General features: G+C 65.7%; 19 protein-coding genes and 1 riboswitch. Of the genes, 5 read left to right on the forward strand and 14 right to left on the reverse strand.

The features are described from left to right. Positions 1-6 precede the first annotated feature (6 nt). The 3 genes from AC5RU3_RS06000 to hisI all read right to left on the reverse strand — a co-directional run bounded on the left by AC5RU3_RS06000 (position 7) and on the right by hisI (position 2,701). Complete coding sequence (locus tag AC5RU3_RS06000; protein WP_493965037.1) at positions 7-654, reverse strand: Trp biosynthesis-associated membrane protein; 648 nt, start codon at positions 652-654, stop codon at positions 7-9. Continuing rightward, the gene (locus AC5RU3_RS06005; protein WP_493965038.1) at positions 651-2,213 is read right to left on the reverse strand and encodes an anthranilate synthase component I; all 1,563 of its coding nucleotides are present in this window, start codon (positions 2,211-2,213) and stop codon (positions 651-653) included. Before AC5RU3_RS06005 ends, AC5RU3_RS06000 begins: the two co-directional genes overlap by 4 nt. An 86-nt stretch (positions 2,214-2,299) precedes the next feature. After that, on the reverse strand, positions 2,300-2,701 hold the full coding sequence (hisI, locus tag AC5RU3_RS06010) for a phosphoribosyl-AMP cyclohydrolase (protein WP_309071864.1): 402 nt from the start codon (positions 2,699-2,701) through the stop codon (positions 2,300-2,302). Between the two features lie 142 nt (positions 2,702-2,843). On the opposite strand from hisI, the gene AC5RU3_RS06015 reads away from it, so the two are divergent. After that, positions 2,844-3,488 carry a TIGR03085 family metal-binding protein gene (locus AC5RU3_RS06015; RefSeq protein WP_309072079.1) on the forward strand — a complete coding sequence of 215 codons (645 nt, stop codon included), beginning with the start codon at positions 2,844-2,846 and terminating at the stop codon, positions 3,486-3,488. 33 nt (positions 3,489-3,521) lie between these two features. Here the strand turns inward: AC5RU3_RS06015 and hisF are convergent, their stop codons facing one another. The 9 genes from hisF to aspS form a co-directional block, all read right to left on the reverse strand. After that, the gene (hisF, locus tag AC5RU3_RS06020) at positions 3,522-4,292 is read right to left on the reverse strand and encodes an imidazole glycerol phosphate synthase subunit HisF (RefSeq protein ID WP_493965039.1); all 771 of its coding nucleotides are present in this window, start codon (positions 4,290-4,292) and stop codon (positions 3,522-3,524) included. 14 nt (positions 4,293-4,306) lie between these two features. After that, positions 4,307-5,149 carry an ATP phosphoribosyltransferase gene (gene hisG / locus AC5RU3_RS06025; protein ID WP_309072076.1) on the reverse strand — a complete coding sequence of 281 codons (843 nt, stop codon included), beginning with the start codon at positions 5,147-5,149 and terminating at the stop codon, positions 4,307-4,309. 84 nt (positions 5,150-5,233) lie between these two features. Continuing rightward, positions 5,234-5,497 carry a phosphoribosyl-ATP diphosphatase gene (locus AC5RU3_RS06030; protein WP_309072075.1) on the reverse strand — a complete coding sequence of 88 codons (264 nt, stop codon included), beginning with the start codon at positions 5,495-5,497 and terminating at the stop codon, positions 5,234-5,236. A 73-nt stretch (positions 5,498-5,570) separates the two neighbouring features. Then, entirely contained in the window at positions 5,571-6,062 is a 492-nt protein-coding gene (ribH, locus tag AC5RU3_RS06035) for a 6,7-dimethyl-8-ribityllumazine synthase (RefSeq protein WP_309072074.1), read from the reverse strand. Between the two features lie 43 nt (positions 6,063-6,105). Then, positions 6,106-6,750 (reverse strand): GTP cyclohydrolase II, encoded by a 645-nt coding sequence (ribA, locus tag AC5RU3_RS06040; protein WP_458117062.1) that lies wholly within the window; start codon positions 6,748-6,750, stop codon positions 6,106-6,108. Continuing rightward, positions 6,747-7,427 carry a 3,4-dihydroxy-2-butanone-4-phosphate synthase gene (gene ribB / locus AC5RU3_RS06045; protein WP_493965152.1) on the reverse strand — a complete coding sequence of 227 codons (681 nt, stop codon included), beginning with the start codon at positions 7,425-7,427 and terminating at the stop codon, positions 6,747-6,749. The genes ribA and ribB overlap by 4 nt, the downstream gene beginning before the upstream one ends. After that, positions 7,427-8,056, reverse strand: coding sequence for a riboflavin synthase (locus tag AC5RU3_RS06050; RefSeq protein WP_493965040.1), 630 nt, complete (start codon positions 8,054-8,056; stop codon positions 7,427-7,429). Before AC5RU3_RS06050 ends, ribB begins: the two co-directional genes overlap by 1 nt. Further along, positions 8,057-9,130 (reverse strand): bifunctional diaminohydroxyphosphoribosylaminopyrimidine deaminase/5-amino-6-(5-phosphoribosylamino)uracil reductase RibD, encoded by a 1,074-nt coding sequence (gene ribD, locus AC5RU3_RS06055; RefSeq protein WP_309072071.1) that lies wholly within the window; start codon positions 9,128-9,130, stop codon positions 8,057-8,059. A 186-nt stretch (positions 9,131-9,316) separates the two neighbouring features. Beyond that, a riboswitch (FMN riboswitch) is annotated at positions 9,317-9,455 on the reverse strand. An 83-nt stretch (positions 9,456-9,538) separates the two neighbouring features. Next, complete coding sequence (aspS, locus tag AC5RU3_RS06060) at positions 9,539-11,341, reverse strand: aspartate--tRNA ligase (protein ID WP_309072070.1); 1,803 nt, start codon at positions 11,339-11,341, stop codon at positions 9,539-9,541. Positions 11,342-11,454: 113 nt separating this feature from the next. Between aspS and AC5RU3_RS06065 the strand changes: the two genes are divergently transcribed. Next, a complete protein-coding gene (locus AC5RU3_RS06065; protein ID WP_493965041.1) occupies positions 11,455-12,693 on the forward strand; it encodes an APC family permease in 1,239 nt (412 codons plus the stop codon). Positions 12,694-12,704: 11 nt separating this feature from the next. On the opposite strand, the gene hisS is transcribed toward AC5RU3_RS06065, so the two are convergent. Further along, complete coding sequence (hisS, locus tag AC5RU3_RS06070) at positions 12,705-14,042, reverse strand: histidine--tRNA ligase (protein WP_309123657.1); 1,338 nt, start codon at positions 14,040-14,042, stop codon at positions 12,705-12,707. A 217-nt stretch (positions 14,043-14,259) separates the two neighbouring features. Here hisS and AC5RU3_RS06075 point away from each other — a divergent pair, with 217 nt between their 5' ends. From AC5RU3_RS06075 to AC5RU3_RS06085, 3 genes are all read left to right on the forward strand, one after another. Then, entirely contained in the window at positions 14,260-15,033 is a 774-nt protein-coding gene (locus AC5RU3_RS06075; RefSeq protein WP_493965042.1) for a peptidylprolyl isomerase, read from the forward strand. Positions 15,034-15,084: 51 nt separating this feature from the next. Continuing rightward, positions 15,085-16,698 carry a DUF349 domain-containing protein gene (locus AC5RU3_RS06080; protein ID WP_493965043.1) on the forward strand — a complete coding sequence of 538 codons (1,614 nt, stop codon included), beginning with the start codon at positions 15,085-15,087 and terminating at the stop codon, positions 16,696-16,698. A gap of 110 nt (positions 16,699-16,808) precedes the next feature. Then, complete coding sequence (locus AC5RU3_RS06085; protein ID WP_493965044.1) at positions 16,809-17,444, forward strand: hypothetical protein; 636 nt, start codon at positions 16,809-16,811, stop codon at positions 17,442-17,444. Here the strand turns inward: AC5RU3_RS06085 and AC5RU3_RS06090 are convergent. After that, positions 17,441-19,744 carry a RelA/SpoT family protein gene (locus AC5RU3_RS06090; RefSeq protein WP_309072580.1) on the reverse strand — a complete coding sequence of 768 codons (2,304 nt, stop codon included), beginning with the start codon at positions 19,742-19,744 and terminating at the stop codon, positions 17,441-17,443. The genes AC5RU3_RS06085 and AC5RU3_RS06090 overlap by 4 nt on opposite strands. Positions 19,745-19,920 lie beyond the last annotated feature (176 nt).

The following is a 19,920-nucleotide window of genomic DNA, read 5'->3' on the forward strand; positions in this document are numbered from 1 at the left end:
TTTGATTTACCTGGACGGTCCGCTGGTCGGGTCCTCGCCCCGGCTGAGGCTGTCCCAACTGTCGATCTCGTCAGCGTTCGTATTGGTCGCCGCCGCCTTGTCGCGGGGACCGGACTTTCTGGTCCGGTTCTCGTATCGGCGGGCAGCAAGCCAGCGTCTACCCACGACGACCAGCCAGACCGCCGAGAGCACGAGCAGCAGACCGGCCAGCGCCGCTACCCACGGCATGGCCGTGACGGTGACCGATGCCCCGCTCTGGCTGGTGACCCCGAGGGCTTCCCCGATAGCGGGTGACGCGGAGCCCTCCGGGTCCATGGGCACCGCAACGCTGCTGAAAATGATGCCTGCGCCCGCGACGACCAGGATCCCGGCGATAACCCAACGGGCAACGCGACCTGCGATCGACGCCGCCAGGCCTGCGGCCAGACCAACCAGCGCGAACGCGGTAACGGCAGTGGCGGCGTCGGAACCCGGGACCTGAATGGACGGAGTCTGGACAGCGGTCTGCGGCAGCGCGACCGTCAGCCAGGTCTGCGTGGTGCTGCCGAAGGCCGCCAGGGCGGCAATCACGGTTGCCAGTACGACGGCGCCCCTGCGCCGGTAGGCGGGCGGGCGGTTACCGGCGGGGGCGTCCGGATCGGGAGCCGTACTCACGGTGTGCCCACGCCGGCTTCAGTGACCGGCTGAAGGCTTGATGCCAGCAACGCAGCGCGCAACGGAGCGGCGGCCTTGTTGACGGTTTCCAGCGCCTCTGCCTCAAGCTCGGAATCCGCCACAATCCCGCCGCCGGCCTGGACGTAGGCGCGGTTGTCACGGAGCAGTGCGGACCGGATGGCAATTGCCATGTCCATGTCCCCGGCGAAGTCGAAGTAGCCGACCACTCCCCCGTAGATGCCCCGCTTGTGTGGTTCAAGCTCATCGAGCAGTCTCAGCGCCCGCGGTTTGGGCGCGCCGGAAAGGGTTCCCGCGGGGAAGGTTGCCGCCAGGACGTCGTAGGCCGTCCGGTCGGGATGCAACTGGCCGACGACGGTCGAGACGAGGTGCATGATGTGGCTGAACCGCTCGACCTCCATAAATTGGGTGACGTCCACCGTTCCCGGCCGGCACACCTTTGAGATGTCGTTGCGCGCAAGGTCAACCAGCATCAGGTGCTCCGCGCGCTCCTTTTCGTCAGCGAGCAGTTCTTCTGCCAGCGCGCGGTCCAGCTCGGCGGTCTTGCCACGCGGCCTTGAACCTGCGATGGGGTGCGTGATGACCTCTGAGCCGTTGACTGTGACGAGCGCTTCCGGAGACGAGCCCACGATGGAGTAGGGGCGCCCCGAAGCATCCTCGAGGCTGAAGAGATACATGTAGGGGCTGGGGTTGGTCGTCCGCAGGACGCGATAGACGTCGAGGGCTGATGCATCGCAGTCGAGTTCGAACCGGCGGGAGATGACAACCTGGAACACCTCACCGTCCACGATGGCTTCCTTGCCGCGCTCAATCGCAGCAAGGTAGCGGTCGCGGTCCCAGCGTTCACGGACGCGGGACATCAGCGCTGTGGTGTCCGCTGCCCCCTCCGCGAGAACCGAAACCGGCTGCTCCGAGGGGGACGCAAGCCGCTCGAGCATGCTCCTGCAGCGGGCGACGGCGTCGTGCCAGGCTTCGTCAACGCGCGCTGTCGAGTTGTCGTAGTTGATGGCGTTCGCCACCAGAGTGACCTTGCCGCCGGCGTTGTCATGAATGGCCATATCAGTGACCAGGTTCATGGCCAGCTCCGGCAGGTCGAGGTCATCCTCCGGCGGCGAGGTGAGGCGTTCCCAGTGGCGCACCGATTCCCAACCGATGAATCCCACCATGCCGGACGTAAACGGGGGAAGGCCGTCGAAGCGCGCCGTCTGAAGTTCCTCGACGGTGCGGCGCAGGGCTTCAACCGGATTGCCGTCGACGGGCACTCCTGCCGGCGGCTCCCCCAGCCAGCACGCCTCGCCGCCCCGGGTGGTGAGTGTTGCGCGGGAGTTCACACCGATGAAGGAATACCGCGACCAGACGCCGCCCTCCGCGGCGGATTCCATCAGGAACGTACCTGGGTGCCCGTCAGTGAGCTTCCGGTAGATGCCGATAGGTGTGTGGGCGTCGTCAAGTACCGTGAGGCGAACAGGTATGACCCTCCGGTCCCGGGCAAGAGCGCGGAACTCTTCCAGGCCGGGGCTGATTACTCCGAGCTCATCCATGAAATGCGTTTCCTCGTTCCTTGCGCCCATCCACCTGGCGGGCGTCCTGCGGGGGTGGTGCTGCCTGAATTGTTCTGTGCGGCGTCCTACTCGGAGCCGACGACGGCTGCGAGCTCCCTGCCCTCGAAGCAGGTCCGGGTGCCGGTGTGGCATGCAGCTCCGACCTGATGAACCCGCACGAGGAGCGCATCGCCGTCGCAATCCAGGGCGACCGACCGCACAAACTGCACGTGACCCGAGGTGTCTCCCTTGCGCCAGTATTCCTGGCGCGAGCGGGAGTAGAAGGTGACACGGCCGCTGGTGAGAGTTCGCCGCAGCGCTTCGTCGTCCATCCAGCCCAGCATGAGGACCTCACCGGTGTCATGGTCCTGGATGATGGCTGCGACCAGCCCAGCGGCATCCCGCTTGAGCGCGTCGGCGATCGCAGGGTCCAGCTCCGGCGAATCGTCCGCAGCGATGGAAGAGGCAGGTTCAGGGTGTTGTGACATCGCATCTGATTCTAGTCGCGCCGGGACGGAGCGCCGCATCGGGGACCAGCTGCGGCGCGCTTTGGAGCCTTGGGGTGCTTTCGCCGGAGGACCGACCCCATACCCGGACATCGGATGGCCCATCATGCTATTTTCAACAGTGATGCATTTCGTTGATCCCTCCCGTGAAGTCCTCGCCGAAACCCTGCTTGCGGCCGGTCCTCACTCACCCACGCTGTGCGACGGGTGGCAGACCAAGGAACTGGCTGCACACCTGTACCTCCGGGGACACAAGCCCAGCGTCGGAATAGGGGCACTCATCAAGCCGCTGTCCGTCGTGTCGGAGAAGGCAACGCGGAAGCTCGGCGCCAAGTGCGCATCCACGCCGGCCTACGAGAAACTGGTCAACGACTTCCGCAAGGGCCACCCGTTCTACTCACCGATGCGCTTCCAGTCCATCGACACCAGCACCAACCTCATCGAGTACTTCGTGCATACCGAAGACGTGCGCCGGGCAACCAGCAGATGGGCACCGCGGGCGCTGGACGAGGACTACTCGAACGCACTCTGGGACGAGCTGATCAAGCGCGCCGCCATCCTCTACCGGGGTGTCGACCTGGGCATCGTGCTCGTGAGGCCTGACGGTCCACGGCACGTTGCAAAACGTGCGCCGGTGTCCGTTGCGATCGTCGGCGAGCCGGGCGAACTCCTCATGCACGCTCACGGGCGAACCCGCCATGCCCTGGTCACTTTCGAAGGACAGCCCGACGCCGTGGCACTCCTCGAGAGCGCGGAGGTCGGGCTCTAACCGGCCCGGGCGTTCTCAACGGACGGCGAGTCCTCAGCGAACGGGGAAACCGGCGTCCCGGATCGCCTTTTTCACTTCAGCGATCGCATCGACCGGGCCGAAGTGAAAGACCGAAGCTGCGAGTACGGCATCCGCTCCGGCAGCGACCGCGGGCGGGAAATGTGCTGGTTCCCCTGCACCACCCGAGGCAACCAGGGGTACCTTCACCGCAGCCCGGACCACGCGGATCATCTCCAGGTCGAAGCCCTCACGCGTTCCGTCGGCATCGATCGAGTTGAGGAGGATCTCTCCGACACCCCGGTCGGCGGCCTCCTGCGCCCAGGCGACCGCGTCGATCCCGGTTCCCTTGCGGCCGCCGTGCGTGGTGACCTCGAAGCCTGACGGCGTTGAACCGTCGTGGGTCCGACGCGCGTCAAGGCTCAACACCAGCACCTGCGAACCGAAGTGGGACGTGATCTCATCAATGACCTGCGGGCGCGCCACGGCCGCGGTGTTGATGGACGCCTTGTCGGCGCCGGCACGCAGCAAGCGGTCGACGTCGGAAATCTCCCGCACGCCTCCGCCGACAGTGAGCGGAATGAAGACTTCCTCAGCCGTTTTGGCAACCACGTCGAAAGTGGTTGCCCGGTTGCCGGAGGATGCAGTGACATCCAGGAAGGTCAGTTCGTCGGCGCCTGCCCGGTCATAGCGATGGGCCAGTTCCACCGGGTCTCCGGCGTCCCGAAGGTCCTCGAAGTTGATGCCCTTAACCACACGGCCGGCGTCAACATCAAGGCAGGGAATGACGCGGATTGCCACGCTCATCGATCGATCCTGCCCTAGATCCGGCACGCGTGGATGGTGCTGACCAAGATGGCTCGGGCGCCGAGGTCGTACAGCTCATCCATGATCTGGTTGGTGCTGTTGCGCTTAACCATCGAGCGAACCGCAACCCAGTCGGAGTCGCGCAGCGGCGATACGGTCGGCGACTCAAGGCCGGGGGTGAGCGCCGCTGCCTGGTCGACCAGCTCCTTGCGGATGTCATAGTCGAGCAGAACGTACTGCCGGGCAACGAGCACGCCCTGAAGCCGTCGGATCAAAATGTCCAGCCCGACCGGAGTTGCCCCCTTGCGTCCGATGAGGACGGCCTCACTGCGCAGAATCGGTTCACCGAAGATTTCCATGCCGGCTGCCTTCAGGGTGTTGCCGGTCTCCACGACGTCCGCTATGGCATCCGCAACGCCAAGGCGCACTGAGGATTCCACCGCACCATCGAGCCGGACCACTGTCGCATTGACGCCTTCCTCGGCGAGGAAGGCGCGCAGGAGGCCGTCATAGCTCGTGGCCAGGCGCCGGCCCTCAAGTTCAGCGACGGAGGCGAAGTTTCCTACCGGTCCGGCGAACCGGAAGGTGGAGGCGCCGAAGCCGAGGGGCAGGAGCTCCTCGGCATCCACCTGCGCGTCGAGGAAGAGATCTCGGCCGGTGATTCCGACGTCGAGCGTTCCGGAACCGACGTACACGGCGATGTCCCGCGGCCGGAGGAAGAAGAACTCGATTTCATTTTCAGGGTCCACCATCACCAGTTCGCGGGTATCGCGGCGCTGGCGGTAGCCCGCCTCGGCGAGCATCGCGGACGCGGATTCGGACAGGGATCCCTTGTTGGGGACTGCAACTCGAAGCATGGGTTTCCTTCAGTGAGGAGGGTTTCCTTGGGACTGCCAGAAAGCGGGAGTGTGCCGCGCGGTAACCAGGAGCCTGGCGCGCGGCTACAGATGCTTGTAGACGTCCTCGAGAGTGAGCCCCTTGGCGATCATCATGACCTGAAGGTGGTAGAGCAACTGCGAGATTTCTTCTGCGGCAGCCTCGTTCGACTCGTACTCGGCCGCCATCCATACTTCGGCAGCCTCCTCGACAACTTTCTTGCCGATGCCGTGTACGCCTGAGTCCAATTCGGCCACGGTGCCCGACCCGGACGGACGGGCGGCAGCTTTCTCGCTCAGCTCGGCAAAGAGGGTATCGAAGGATTTCACTCTGCCTAGGTTACTGGGTTCCACTGGATCCGCCGTATCCTGCCCGCCGTATGTGACGAACCTCTAGGCGTACTCACGTGCCCCAGGGCCCAAGCACCGCGGCCGTTGCCAGCGCAGCAACGGTGGCCTCGTATCCCTTGTCCTCACTTGAACCGGCAAGGCCCGCCCGATCGAGGCCCTGCTGCTCCGTGTCGCAGGTCAGCACACCAAAGCCCACCGGCACTCCGGTGCGTACGCTGACCTCGGTGAGTCCCGACGTCGCCGCCTGGCACACATAGTCGAAGTGGGGCGTTCCCCCGCGGATAACCACGCCGAGCGCGACGACGGCGTCATAGTGCGGTGCCAGCCTCGCGGCAGCGACCGGCAACTCGAAGCTGCCCGGCACACGAATCACGTCGGGCTCGATGCCTGCATCAGCTGCTGCACGGCGGGCGCCGTCGAGCAGGCCGTCCATGATTGCGGTGTGCCAGCTGGCCGCGACGACCGCGAGCCGAACCGGCTCCTGCTCATTCCGGCCCTGCGCGAGGGAGGTGACATCAATCGTGGGGGCGCCGTGTCCGGCCATGGTTCTCCTTGGGGTATGAGGGGGTTTGCTGGTAGGGGGATCGTCAGCTCTGCTGGACGATCTTCTCCTGGGGGCGCTGATGGAACCGTTCTTCCAGATGCGACAGCTGGTGGTTGAGCCGGTCACGCTTCGTCTCGAGGTAACGCTGGTTCTCGAGGCGGGACGGAATCTCGGAGGGCACCATCGACACCACGGCGATCCCGTAGCGTTCCAGGTGCTCGCGTTTGACCGGGTTGTTGCTCAGCAGCCGAATCCGTGGGATGCCGAGGTTGGTAAGGATCTCGGCAGCCGCCTGGTAGTCGCGTGAGTCGACCGGCAGTCCGAGCTGCTCGTTCGCCTCGACGGTGTCTGCCCCGTTTTCCTGCAGGGCGTAGGCGCGGAGCTTGTTGGCGAGGCCGATGCCGCGCCCCTCCTGGCCGCGCAGATAGACGACCGTTCCGCCCTGCTCCTGAACCAGTCCGAGCGCCTGTTCCAACTGCTCGCCGCAGTCGCACCGGTAGGAGCCGAACACATCGCCGGTCAGGCATTCGGAGTGCATGCGGACCAGCGGAGTTCCGTCGGCCCGCGACCCCGGCGCGGACATGGTGAGGTGCTCCACCCCGGAGGCGGTGTCAGTCCAGGCCTGCGCGGTGAAGGGACCGAACGGCGTCGGAATGGTGACAACCGGGCCCCCAATGACTGTGCTCATTCGGCGGCTCCTGCACTGCGTACGGCAAGATAGCCCGCGAGGTCCTCGATGGAGATCAGCGGGGCATCGAAGCGGGTGGCGAACTCGCGCAGCGCCGGCAGGCGCATCATCTCGCCGTCGTCGTGGGTTACCTCCGCAATGACAGCTGCCGGTTCCACCCCGGCCAGTCGGCATAGGTCGACCGCGGCTTCGGTGTGTCCAGGCCGCTCACGGACGCCGCCGTCGACCGCACGCAGCGGAAACATGTGGCCCGGCCGTGTGAGGTCCGAGGGCGTGGACGCAGCCGAGGCGAGCACACGCGCAGTCAGCGCGCGATCCGCTGCACTGATGCCCGTACTCACACCGACGGCAGCATCACACGAAACCGTGTAGGCGGTCTGCTTGGCGTCCTGGTTGTTGATGACCATGGCGGGAAGCTGCAGGCGGTCCGCCGTGTCCCCCGTTATCGGGACGCACAGGACACCGGACGTGTAGCGGATGGTCCAGGCGGTCAGTTCCGTCGTGGCGAACTGCGCGGCGAAGATGATGTCGCCTTCGTTTTCCCGGTTGGCGTCGTCAACAACGACGACGGCACGGCCTGCAGCCATTGCGGCAACGGCCGTCTCCACCGGGTCAAGCGCTATCTCAAGCACCGCACCGCTCTGCGTGTCCGGGGCACTGCCCTCGCCGCTGCGCATCATGCCCGGCCTTCCTTTCCGGTGAACGCGAGCAGCCGCTCAGCGTATTTGGCCAGGACGTCCATCTCCAGGTTCACGGGATCCCCGATGTCCTTTGCCCCCAGGCCGGTCTCGGTGAGGGTTGTGGGGATCAGGCCGACCTCGAACCAGGGGTCGGGTGTTCCGGCGTCGCTCACGGCCGTCACTGTCAGTGAAACGCCGTCCACGGCGATGGATCCCTTCTCGGCCGCATAGCGGTCCAGCGGGACGGGCAGGCTGAAACGCAGGCGCTCCCAATCGCCGAGGTTCTCACGCTCAAGGAGCGTACCGACGCCGTCGACGTGACCCTGCACGACGTGGCCGTCCAAACGGCCGTTCGCCGGTACGCAGCGTTCCAGGTTGACCCTGCGGCCCTCGGTCAGGCCCCCGATTGTCGTACGCCTCAGCGTCTCCCCCATCACGTCCACGCTGATTCGGCCGTCGTCGATGAGGGTCGCGGTCAGGCATACCCCGTCCACAGCGATGGACCCGCCGAGCTCGAGCCCCTCTCCTGTGGGACCGGCCTCGAACACAAGCACCGCGCTGCCGCCGTCCGGGGAGCTGCGGAGGGAGGTGACGGTGCCCTGCCCGGAAACTATTCCTGTGAACACTCAAGAGCCTTTCTCAAAGGACGCCGGTGCCGGCGCTATGGGTTTGAAATGCAGACGGACGTCGTCGCCAATCTGGGTTACCGCGGCGGCGCCATCCGGATCCAGACGCCATACATGGGCGTCGGCCAGGGTTGCCACCCCAAGGCGCTGGAAGGCCGGAACACCGGCGCCAAGGAGCATGGGCGCAATGTAGGTGAAGAGCTCATCCGCCAGGTCCGCCATGAGGAATACCCCGACAAGCTGGGGACCGCCCTCCACCAGGACGTGCCGCACGCCCCGCCCATACAGTTCCTCCAGTACTGCGGCGGGGTCGTGCGTCCGCAGGTGAATGAAGCCCTGGCCGCGCATCGCCGCGTCATCGGGAACGTCCCGCTCACCGACGGCGACCCGGAGCGGCTGGCTGTTCGCGTCGGAACCGTCGAGCGCCCGCGCAGTCAGGCGGGGGTTGTCTGCAAGGACGGTTCCGGTGCCGACGAGGACTGCATCAACCCGGGCGCGGATGGCGTGGCCGTCCGCGCGGGCATGCGGTCCGGTGATCCATTGGCTTGAACCGTCCGCCGCGGCTGACTGTGCATCAAGGCTCTGTGCCACCTTGACCGTGACGAATGGACGGCGCGTCCGCACTGCGTCCAGCCACCGGCGGTTCAGTTCCGTTGCGGCGTCGGCGAGGAGCCCGCCGGCCACATCGATCCCATTCTCCGCCAGCCGCGACGCGCCGCCGGCTGCCTCGGGGTTGGGATCGGATGCGGCGTACACCACGCGGCTGATTCCGGCAGCAAGGATGGCTTCAGTGCAAGGCCCCGTGCGTCCGGTGTGGTTGCAGGGCTCGAGCGTCACCACCATGGTGCAGCCTGCGGGGTCGACTCCGTGCAGGGCCGCGTTCTTCAGTGCGGCGACCTCCGCGTGGTCGGTTCCGGCACCGAAATGAGCGCCTGTGGCGACCATGCCGCCGTCGTCATCGAGGAGGACAGCGCCCACCAACGGATTGGCGCCGCGCACACCCTGGCCGGCAAGGAGCAGCGCGTGCTCCATCGCCATCATTTCCTGCGCGGTGATGTTTCCGGATGCAGTCATGACAGGCTCGGCGCAGGCTCGGCGGCGCGAGGCTCATGACTGCCGCCAATGACAATCTGGGCTTCGAAGAGCCACTTCAGAAAATCCATGCCGTTCCTCAAGCTCGCGTGAAGGCTCCGGGGAACGACAGGCAAGGCTGGCGCTGCCGACGGCGCGAAGAGCCGACAACAAAGCACAGCCGTAGCTGTACGCGCTTCTCCCATCCAGACTTTGACTGTCGGTGCCGGAATTTCACCGGCTCAACCGTTTGCTGCCCGTGAGGGCTGCGCGCGGGTCGCGGACTATAACCGCCGGTTCGGAATTACACCGACCCCGGAGCACGTTTTACGACGCCCATTGTTTCACATAATTGAGGATGTGCAGGAAGGTGCGGTGGTGACACGCACCACCGCACCCTCCCGAAGCAGATCAGGCCCCTGCCGCGGGCTTCGCCTCGGGCTTCGCGTCCGACTTCACAACCGGCTTGGCGTCAACCCCTGCTTCCTTCCGCTGCTGCGGGGTGATCGGCGCCGGTGCCGCAGTCAGCGGGTCATAGCCGCCGCCGGACTTGGGGAATGCGATCACGTCGCGGATGGAATCGCTTCCGGCCAGCAGTGCCACCACACGGTCCCAGCCGAAGGCGATTCCGCCGTGCGGAGGCGCACCGTACTTGAAGCCCTCGAGCAGGAATCCGAACTTCTCCTGTGCGTCCTCGGGGCTGATTCCCATCACCGAGAAAACCCGTTCCTGAACGTCACGCTGGTGGATACGGATCGACCCGCCGCCGATCTCGTTGCCGTTGCAGACGATGTCGTAGGCGTACGCCAGTGCGCTCCCCGGGTCAGTGTCGAAGGAGTCGAGGTACTCCGGCTTCGGCGAGGTAAAGGCGTGGTGGACTGCTGTCCAGGCTCCCGACCCCACGGCGACATCACCGGCCGCGACGGCGTCCGACGCCGGCTCGAACATGGGTGCGTCGACAACCCAGACAAAGGCCCAGGCTTTGGGATCGATGAGTCCCGTCCGGTGGCCGATCTCCACGCGCGCCGCGCCGAGCAGTGCACGTGCGGACGACTTCTCCCCCGCGGCGAAGAAGATGCAGTCTCCCGGGTTTGCACCGACGGCAGCTGCCAGGCCCTCCCGTTCGGAATCCGTCAGGTTCTTCGCCACAGGTCCGCGCAGCCCGCCGTCGTCGTCGATCAGCACGTAGGCAAGGCCCTTCGCGCCGCGCTGCTTGGCCCATTCCTGCCAGGCATCCAACTGCCGGCGCGGCTGGGAACCGCCGCCGGGCATGACCACGGCACCGACATAGGATGCCTTGAAGACGCCGAACTCCGTGTCCTTGAAGTACTCGGTCAGCTCAGTCAGCTCCAGGCCAAAGCGCAGGTCCGGCTTGTCCGAGCCGTAGCGCGCCATGGCGTCTGCGTAGGTCATGCGCTGGATGGGTGTGGGGATCTCCACATCGATCAGCTTCCACAGCGCCTTCACCAGCTGCTCGCCGAGGGCGATGATGTCGTCCTGCTCAACGAAACTCGCCTCAATGTCCAGCTGCGTGAACTCGGGCTGCCGGTCGGCGCGGAAATCCTCGTCGCGGTAGCAGCGGGCGATCTGGTAGTACTTCTCGAACCCGCCGACCTGAAGCAGCTGCTTGAAGAGCTGCGGCGACTGCGGGAGCGCGTACCAGGAGCCCGGTGCCAGCCGCGCGGGAACAAGAAAGTCGCGGGCGCCTTCCGGCGTGGAGCGCGTCAGGGTCGGGGTTTCGATCTCCACGTATCCGTCGGAATGCAGGAGCTCGCGGGCGACCCTGTTGGCCTCGGAGCGCAGGCGGAGGTTCGCGTTCGGTGTGGGACGCCGCAGGTCGAGGTAACGGTGCTTCAGCCGTGCTTCCTCGCCGACCTCCACGTGCTCGTCGATCTGGAACGGCAGCGGGTCAGACGTGTTGAGGATAGTCACCTTCTCCGCGATGACCTCGATCTCGCCGCTGGCCAGGGCGGGGTTCTCGTTGCCCTCGGGGCGCTTCTCGACCGTGCCGATAATCTGCAGCACGTACTCGTTGCGGAGGGTCGAGAACACGTCTTCTTCCCGCACCACTACCTGCGCAACCCCGGAAGCATCACGCAGATCGAGGAACGCCACGCCACCGTGATCACGACGGCGGGCCACCCATCCGGCGAGAGTAACGGTTTGTCCGATGTGCCCGGTTCGCAGGGAACCAAGGTCATGTGTGCGCAGCACAGCATTCCTTCCGGTGTGTGGTTAAGGTTGGTGGAGTTACAGCTCAGTGTTCGAGTTTACCGCCGGATGCACCGCGCTCCCGGCCACACCATTCACCGGACGGGGACCCGCGCATGCCACAGGCGCTGAAGAGACAGCTTGGCGGTTTCGATGCCACGACGGTCGGCATTGGCTCGATGATCGGCGCCGGGGTTTTCGTCGTCTTCTCCCCGGCCGCTGCTGCGGCGGGATCCCTCCTGCCCCTCGCCGTCGGCCTTGCCGCGATCATTGCCTACGCGAATGCCGCGGCGTCAGCGCAGTTGGCGGCGGTGCATCCGGTCAGCGGAGGCACCTACACTTACGGCCGGCGCCAACTGGGCGAATGGCCGGGCTTCCTCGCCGGCTGGAGTTTTATCACCGGCAAGCTCGCCTCCTGCGCCGCCATGGCGCTCACTTTCGGGCTCTACGCCGCCCCCGATTTCGAGAAGGCAGCCGGTGTGGCCGCGGTCGCGGCGCTGACTGCCGTGAACCTCCTGGGTGTTACCCGCACGGCTATGATGACACGCATCATCGTTTCACTCGTGGTTCCCGTGCTCGCCTTCGTCATTGTGGTTGCGTTCACCCAGGACGCGCACGACGGCGGCGCCTCGCCTGCCGGACCCGCCGGGGTCCTGCAGGCGGCGGGCCTCATGTTCTTCGCATTCGCCGGATATGCGCGCATTGCCACGATGGGTGAAGAGGTGCGCGAACCCGAACGCAATATCCCGCGAGCCATCTTCGGGGCACTGGGGTTCACCCTCGCCCTGTACCTGCTGCTCGCATTCGGCCTGCTTCGGGCAGTGGGACCGGACATGCTCGCCGAGTCGGCCGCCCCACTCACCGAAGTCTTCACCGGAGGCCAGTCAATACCGGTCCTCGCCGTTGCCATTGCTGCTGCGCTCGCGAGCCTGGGTGCCCTGCTCGCCCTGATCAGCGGCATCGCCCGCACCACGCTTGCCATGGCGCGCGAAGGCGACCTGCCCCGAGTGCTCGGATCGGTGTCTCCGCGCCGGGCCACGCCGTTCGTCGCCGAGCTGGCCATCGCCGTCGTCGTGATTGCCCTGCTGCTGGGAACCGACGTCCTGACGGTGGTGGGTTTCTCCAGTTTCGGTGTGCTGCTCTATTACGCGGTAGCCAACCTGTCGGCGCTGACCCTCCGTACCCGGCCCTGGTACGCGCCACGGGCCCTGAACGTGCTCGGGGTGGTGGGCTGTCTGGTGCTCGCATTCACCCTCCCGGTGCAGTCGGTTCTCACCATGACCGGGATACTGCTGGTCGGGCTTCTGGGCCGCGCCGCGGTGATTCTCGTGCGGGGGCGCGGGGGTTCAGCCTAGAGACTCATGATTCAGCCCTGCGGCAACACCGCGGGCCACTGATCCTCGGCGGGCGGAGTCCACGATCGGGGGTCTGCGGATACCTGTTCACCCGAGCGGATGTCCTTGACTTCGTGGGTGCCGTCCTCGGAAGTGAACCAGACGAACGGGATGCCCCGCCGGTCGGCGAACTTGATCTGCTTGCCGAACTTCTCGGCGGAGGCGGCCACCTCCACCGGGATGCCACGGCTGCGCAGCGCGGCAGCGACGTCCTGGGCGGCTGACCAGGAATCATCATTGGCGAGGGTGACCAGCACGGCCGTCGGAACCTGCCGCGTTGCGGCGGCGAACTCCTGGCTGAGAATGCGGGTGACCAGGCGTGTGACGCCGATGGAGAGTCCGACGCCGGGGAAGGTCCGGTTGCCCTTGCTCGCGAGCGCGTCGTAACGCCCACCGGAACATATGGACCCGAGTGCCTCGTGGCCGACCAGCACCGTCTCGTAGACCGTGCCGGTGTAATAGTCCAGGCCTCGGGCGATACTGAGGTCCGCAATGACCTTGCCCGGTGCCCGCTTCGAGGCCTCGGCGATAACCTGCTCGAGTTCCGCAAGTCCTTCATCGAGCAGCGGGTCCGTCACGCCGAAAGCGCGAACCCGCTCGACGAAGGACGTGTCCTGGGTGCGGATCTCCGCCAGGCTGAGAGCGGCCTTGGCCTGCTCGTCGGTGGCACCCAGTTCGGCCTTGAGCAGTTCCGCGACCCTGCCTGCGCCGATCTTCTCGAGCTTGTCGATGCTCCGCAGTACGCCCGGCGTATCGGTCAAGCCGATTCCCCGGTAGAACCCCTCTGCGAGCTTGCGGTTGTTCACGCGCAGCTGGAAGTCAGGGATCGGCAGGGCGCTCAGGGCCTCGGCGATCACAAGGGCGATTTCGACGTCGTACCGGAAAGGCAGTGAGCCGTCGCCGACCACGTCGATATCAGCCTGGGTGAACTCGCGGGCACGCCCCTCCTGCGGACGCTCGCCGCGCCAGACCTTCTGAATCTGGTACCGGCGGAAGGGGAAGGCAAGGTAACCGGCGTTTTCGACGACGTACCGCGCGAACGGCACCGTCAGGTCGAAGTGGAGGGCTAGCGAGTCCTCGCCGGCGGGAGCAGATCCGTCCTCATCCTGCAGACGGGATACGGCGTAGACCTCCTTGTCGATCTCGCCCTTGCGGAGCAGCTGACCCACTGTCTCAACGGCCCGGGTCTCGACGTTGGAGAAGCCGTGAAGCTCGAAGGTCCGTCGCAGGATGTCCAGGACATGCAGTTCCACGAGGCGCTCCTGCGGGAGCCACTCGGGGAATCCGGACAACGAGGACTTTCGTGCCATGTAAGCAACTCTCCTTGGGTGACGCTTGTGTCCCCAACCTGATGGCTCGGGATCCTGCGGTGAATCGTAGGGCGGACGGTCTGCTGTGCCTACACTGTCTGCGGCATTCATTTTAGGGGGTTCGTGCTGGGCCGTGCTAACCGGCCCAGGGCGCTGCGCCTGAAGTGCCAGACCATGCCGGAACCGTGCTGGAACAACGTCGGACACAGGAGGTCGCGTGGCCGTAGACCGTCGCGGACGCGAAATGCGCCGTCACATCAGCCAGATCGAAGCACGCCGCGAGCTGAAGCGCGCACAGGAGAAACGCCGCCGGAAGGACAGCACAGTGGCTGGCATTGCGGCGGCAGCAACCCTTGCCCTCGCCGTCCTCCTGCAAGCGGTCTGGTTCAGTTCGGATCCCACGGCGGCGGAAATCGACGCGCTCGAGGAGAGTCCCGGGGTGACGGAGACGGCGGAGCCGAACAGCGCGAACATTCCCGACCCGTCTATCGCCGAGGGAGTAGTATTCGAGGGCACACTTTCCACCAGCATCGGTGACATCGGCGTCGAGCTCGACGGAAACGTGGCTCCGCAGGCAGTGGCTGTCTTTTCCTCTCTCGCTGAGGAGGGGTTCTTCGAGGGCAAGACCTGTCATCGGCTGACGACCGCCGAGAGCATGGGGGTACTGCAGTGCGGCTCATTGAACGGCGACGGCGTGGGTGACCCGGCCTATCAGTGGGGTCCGGTGGAGAACACGCCGGCGGACGGCCTGTATCCGGCCGGGAGCATCGCAGTGGCGCGCGGAGCGAGCACGGACAGCAACGGTACGCAGTTCTTCATCGTGTACAAGGACTCGCAGATTCCACAGAATACGGGCGGGTACACCATCATGGGTTCCGTGACCTCGGGCCTGGACGCTGTTCAGGAGGTCGCGGAGGCTGGAGTCGAAGGCGGCGGCGAGGACGGAGCCCCCGCCACTCCTGTGACGATAGACTCGTTAACCCTGCAGTAAATCAACCGGGACCGGCCTTGGGGCCGACCATCGAGCGAAAGACTTTTAGCGGTGACAAACAGTCAGAAATCCGACGAAGCGCCTGTAACCGAAGCGGCCGAGATCGAGCAGCCCAGCACTGGAACAGATAGTGCCGCTGCCGAGCAGCCGGCTGCAGCCGACACTGTTGCAGCCGACACTGCTGCAGCCGCCGGCGAGTCCGCAGCCGACGAGTCCGCGGCCGACGATGAGTCCCCCACTCCCGATGCTTCCCCCGCTGCCGAGCAGCCGGTCCCTTCCGTTCCCCGGCAGGAGTCCACTCCGGTTCCGGGCAAGCCTGCGCGGCCCCGCCCGACGCCGGCTGCCATGGCCCCCCGTTCCAGTGGCGCAGCAGCGCCCACAGTTGTCGCGGCTCCCCCGATCCACTCCACTCCGCTGACCGAGGCGGAGAAGTTCGCCCGCGTGGAGGAAGACGGGCATGTCTTCCTCATCGTGGACGGCGAGGAGTTCGCCGTCGGCCAGTACCCGGACGCGTCCCGCGAGGAAGCCCTCGGCTACTTCGTACGCAAGTACGACGACGTCGCCGGCCAGGTCACGCTGCTTGAGCAGCGCGTGCATGCCAAGGCTCCCACTACGGATATGCGCAAGACTGCGGCCCACCTTGCCGAGCAGGTGGCCGAGCGGAAGATGGTGGGCGATGTCCGCGCACTCGAGTCCCGTCTCGAAGCCCTCCTCACTCTCATCGCCGACCTCGAATCTGCGGAGAAGGCGGAGCAGGACGCTGCCCGAGCCCGCGAGCTGCAGGCGCGCGAGGCGATTGTCGCCGAGGCCGAGGAGATCGCCGGCAGGGACCCTTCCTCCGTGCAGTGGAAGGCGAGCAGCAACCGCATGAACGAACTGTTCGAGCAGTGGAAGACCGCCCAGAAGTCGGGAATGCGGCTCGGACGCGGCACTGAGGACGCACTCTGGAAGCGGTTCCGCTCGGCCCGCACCATCTTTGACCGGCACCGTCGGGCCTATTTCTCCCAGCTCGACAATGAGAACGCCGAGGCGAAGCGCGCCAAGGAAGCACTCATCAAGCGGGCCGAGGAACTCTCCAGTTCCACCGACTGGGGCCACACAGCTGCCGAGTACCGCCGCCTCATGGACGAATGGAAAACCTCCAAGCGCGCAAGCCGCAAGGACGACGACGCCCTGTGGTCCCGCTTCCGTGCTGCTCAGGACACCTTCTTTGCTGCACGTAAGGCGGCGAACGAGGCAATTGATGAGGAGTACGGCGCGAACCTGGCAGTGAAGGAAGCCCTGCTGGCCGAAGCGCGCCAGCTCCTGCCGGTCAAGGATCCGGCAGCGGCTCGCAAGGCCCTGCAGTCCATCCGGGACCGCTGGGAGGACGCCGGAAAGGTCCCGCGCGCTGATATGGGACGCGTCGAGGCGCGCCTGCGCGAGGTCGAGGATGCGGTGCAGGCTGCCGAGCAGGAGCACTGGCAGCGGACCAATCCGGAGACCAAGGCCCGCACCAACAGTGCGCTCAGTCAGCTGGAGAGCACCATCACCTCCCTTGAGGACGACCTGGCGGCCGCGGAAAAGAATGGAGACGCGCGCCGGATCTCCGAGGCCCGAGAGGCGCTCGCTGCCCGCCGGCAGTGGCTGGACATGCTGCAGAGGTCGGCACAGGACTTCTCCTAGGGGACCCTCCTGCAGCCGCTCGCGCGTTAGATAGAAGTCCCGGTCAGCCGTTTTCCACAGCGGCTCGACCGGGACTTTTCCTTTGCTTCCGGATTGGGAAAGCTTGATGCATGTCAATCACCCAAGGGTCCTCCGTGCAGGGGCGCACGGCAGTCCGCCGGGATCTCGCCATCAACTCCACCGGAGGCGTGCTCTTCCACGGCGGCGCACTGTTCACCCATGTGGAACTGCAGGCCATGCGGCTGGACGGGCTGATGACCCACGTGTGCGGCAAGTCCTACGTGCGCACGGATCAACCTTCCACCCCGGCCATCCGCGCGCAATCCGCGATCAACGCTGTGCCCAGGACCCTGCACCGGCGGGTCGCGTTGGCGAGACAAAGCGCTGCCTGGGTCTACGGGTGCGCGCCGGCCCCGGAGATTGTCAGCCTCGTCACCGACCACCGGCGGCGGACCACTGCCCTGCCCGTGTTCTGCGAGGCAGTAATGCACCAGGTAACGCTCGGGCCGTGCGATCTGTCCACCATCGGAGGCGTTGAGGTGACGTCTCCCCTTCGCACTGCCCTCGATGTGGCAGTACACGGCTCCGAGCAGTGGGCAGTGGACACCCTGAAGAGAATCGCCGCAGCGCCTGAACTGCGTTGCCCCCTGCACCTTGTCACTCTCTCGCTGGAGGCGTCTCCGCGGGTTCCAGGCAAGGCGCGCGCACTGAGCCGGCTCCGCGAAGCAATGCGGGTGGAGCGCTAGATGCGGCGCTGTGACCCGGTTGTCCGGTAGACGTCGAACACTCCGTCGATCCGACGAACCGCACTCAGGATGTGGCTCAGGTACTTCGGGTCGCCCATCTCGAAGGCGAACCGTGACATCGCCACCCGGTCGGTCGAGGTATTAACACTCGCAGCGAGAATGTTCACGTGGTTCTCGGACAATACCCGGGTCACGTCGGAGAGCAGGCTCTTTCGATCCAGCGCCTCCACCTGAATCTCCACGAGGAACACGCTGGACTGTGTGGGCGCCCACTCGACGTCAACAATGCGGTCGGGCTGATCACGCAACTCCTGAACATTACGGCAGTCGCTGCGGTGCACGGAGACGCCGGACCCGCGCGTGACGAATCCGACGATCGGGTCGGGAGGCACAGGCGTGCAGCAGCGGGCCAGTTTGACCCAAACGTCGCCTACGCCCACAACGGTCACTCCGGAGTCCGAGAACTTGGGGCGGCGGGGCTGGGTGGCAACGGTGGCCTCGGCGATGTCGTCCTCGGCCCCCTGATGGCCGCCCATCAGCGTCACCAGGTGCTCTATGACATTCTGGGCTGACGTGTGGCCGTCACCGACGGCCGCGTAGAGCGCAGAAATGTCCGCGTGCCGCAGTTCCTGTGCTACGGCAAGGAGCGCGTCGTGGGTCATCATGCGCTGAAGGGGGAGGTTCTGCTTCCGCATGGTGCGGGTGAGCTGATCTTTGCCCTTCTCGATCGCTTCCTCGCGGCGTTCCTTGGTGAACCACTGCCGGATCTTGTTACGTGCTCGCGGACTCTTGACGAAGCCCTGCCAGTCCTGGCTCGGTCCGGCGCCCTCGGCCTTCGAGGTGAAGATCTCCACCCAGTCGCCGTGATTGAGTTCGCTGTTGAGCGGAACAAGCTTGCCGTTGACACGGGCGCCAATGGTCCGGTGGCCGACCTCCGTGTGCACTGCGTAGGCGAAATCCACAGGGGTTGACCCAGCGGGCAGCGCCATGACCTCGCCCTTGGGAGTGAAGACGAACACTTCACGGGCGTTGATCTCGAACCGCAATGAATCGAGGAACTCGTCAGGGTCGGAAGTCTCCTGCTGCCAGTCCACGAGGCTGCGAAGCCAACCCATGTCGCTGTTGTCCGGGGCACCACTGGTGCCGGCGCCGCCCTGGTTCTTGTACTTCCAGTGCGCCGCCACACCGTACTCGGCACGCCGGTGCATGTCGTGGGTGCGGATCTGGATTTCAACGGGCCGTCCGCCGGGTCCGATAACCGTGGTGTGCAGCGACTGGTACATGTTGAACTTGGGCATCGCGATGTAATCCTTGAAGCGGCCCGGGAGCGGATTCCACCGTGCGTGCAGCTGGCCAAGGGTCGCATAACAGTCGCGAACCGAGTCAACGAGGACTCGCACGCCCATCAGGTCATGAATGTCGTCGAAGTCCTTACCCCTGACGATCATCTTTTGGTAGATCGAGTAGTAGTGCTTCGGGCGTCCGGTGATGGTGGCCTTGATCTTGACTGACCGCAGGTCCTCACCGATCTGGTCGCGGACCAGGTTCAGGTGCTTCTCCCGTTCCGGGGTGCGGTCGCCGACCATCCGGACGATTTCCTCGTAAACCTTCGGGTGCAGCGCCGCAAAGGAAAGATCTTCCAGTTCCCACTTGATGGTGTTCATGCCGAGGCGATGTGCAAGCGGAGCGAAGATTTCGAGCGTTTCCCTCGCCTTACGGGCGGAAGATTCCGGTGAGACGAACCGCCAGGTCCGGGCGTTGTGCAGCCGGTCAGCGAGCTTGATGACGAGGACCCGGATGTCCTTCGCCATCGCCACGACCATCTTGCGGACGGTTTCGGCCTGCGCTGCGTCACCGAAGGACACCTTGTCCAGCTTGGTGACGCCGTCCACCAGCATGGCAACTTCCTGGCCGAAGTCCCGGCGGATGTCGTCGAGGGTGCAGTTGGTGTCTTCCACCGTGTCATGCAGGAGTGCTGCGGCGAGCGTGGTGCCCGTCATGCCCAGCTCGGCCAGAATGGTGGCAACGGCCACCGGGTGGGTGATGTACGGATCACCGCTCTTGCGCTTCTGCCCTTCGTGGCTGCGCTCAGCGACCTCATAGGCGCGTTTGATGAACTCCAGGTCCTCTTTGGGATTGTTCGCGCGCACCGTGCGCAGGAGTGGTTCAAGAATGGGGGAATAACCGGTGCTTCCGCGGCCGGCCAGGCGCGCGAGGCGTGCACGGGTGCGCTCCCTGCGACCAGGAGAGCTGGGCGGCTCCACGGGAACGGCCGACCCCGGCCCTGGGCGTGCCTGCACGGGCGTCACGGCGCGGATGGGTTGGGGGCGCGATTCGACGCCGGACCCTGTGGACGGTCCGGTACCGGACGGGCGTCCGGGACCACTGGCTTCAGCCACCCAATACCCTACTTCCGTTAAAGTTTTCGCCAACCCCGCCGCCGCGGGTAAGGCTACAACATGCCACACCCTGGTTG

The sequence above is a fragment of the Arthrobacter sp. MDB1-55 genome (assembly GCF_059092925.1).

Coding starts and splice junctions, on each gene's coding strand:
- ribB (WP_493965152.1), bottom strand. CDS start 7,427: ATGCGCAGCGGCGAGGGCAGTGCCCCGGACACGCAGAGCGGTGCGGTG.
- hisI (WP_309071864.1), bottom strand. CDS start 2,701: ATGTCACAACACCCTGAACCTGCCTCTTCCATCGCTGCGGACGATTCG.
- AC5RU3_RS06015 (WP_309072079.1), top strand. CDS start 2,844: ATGCATTTCGTTGATCCCTCCCGTGAAGTCCTCGCCGAAACCCTGCTT.
- AC5RU3_RS06005 (WP_493965038.1), bottom strand. CDS start 2,213: ATGGATGAGCTCGGAGTAATCAGCCCCGGCCTGGAAGAGTTCCGCGCT.
- AC5RU3_RS06065 (WP_493965041.1), top strand. CDS start 11,455: ATGCCACAGGCGCTGAAGAGACAGCTTGGCGGTTTCGATGCCACGACG.
- hisF (WP_493965039.1), bottom strand. CDS start 4,292: ATGAGCGTGGCAATCCGCGTCATTCCCTGCCTTGATGTTGACGCCGGC.
- hisG (WP_309072076.1), bottom strand. CDS start 5,149: ATGCTTCGAGTTGCAGTCCCCAACAAGGGATCCCTGTCCGAATCCGCG.
- AC5RU3_RS06085 (WP_493965044.1), top strand. CDS start 16,809: ATGTCAATCACCCAAGGGTCCTCCGTGCAGGGGCGCACGGCAGTCCGC.
- ribD (WP_309072071.1), bottom strand. CDS start 9,130: ATGACTGCATCCGGAAACATCACCGCGCAGGAAATGATGGCGATGGAG.
- hisS (WP_309123657.1), bottom strand. CDS start 14,042: ATGGCACGAAAGTCCTCGTTGTCCGGATTCCCCGAGTGGCTCCCGCAG.
- ribA (WP_458117062.1), bottom strand. CDS start 6,750: ATGAGCACAGTCATTGGGGGCCCGGTTGTCACCATTCCGACGCCGTTC.
- ribH (WP_309072074.1), bottom strand. CDS start 6,062: ATGGCCGGACACGGCGCCCCCACGATTGATGTCACCTCCCTCGCGCAG.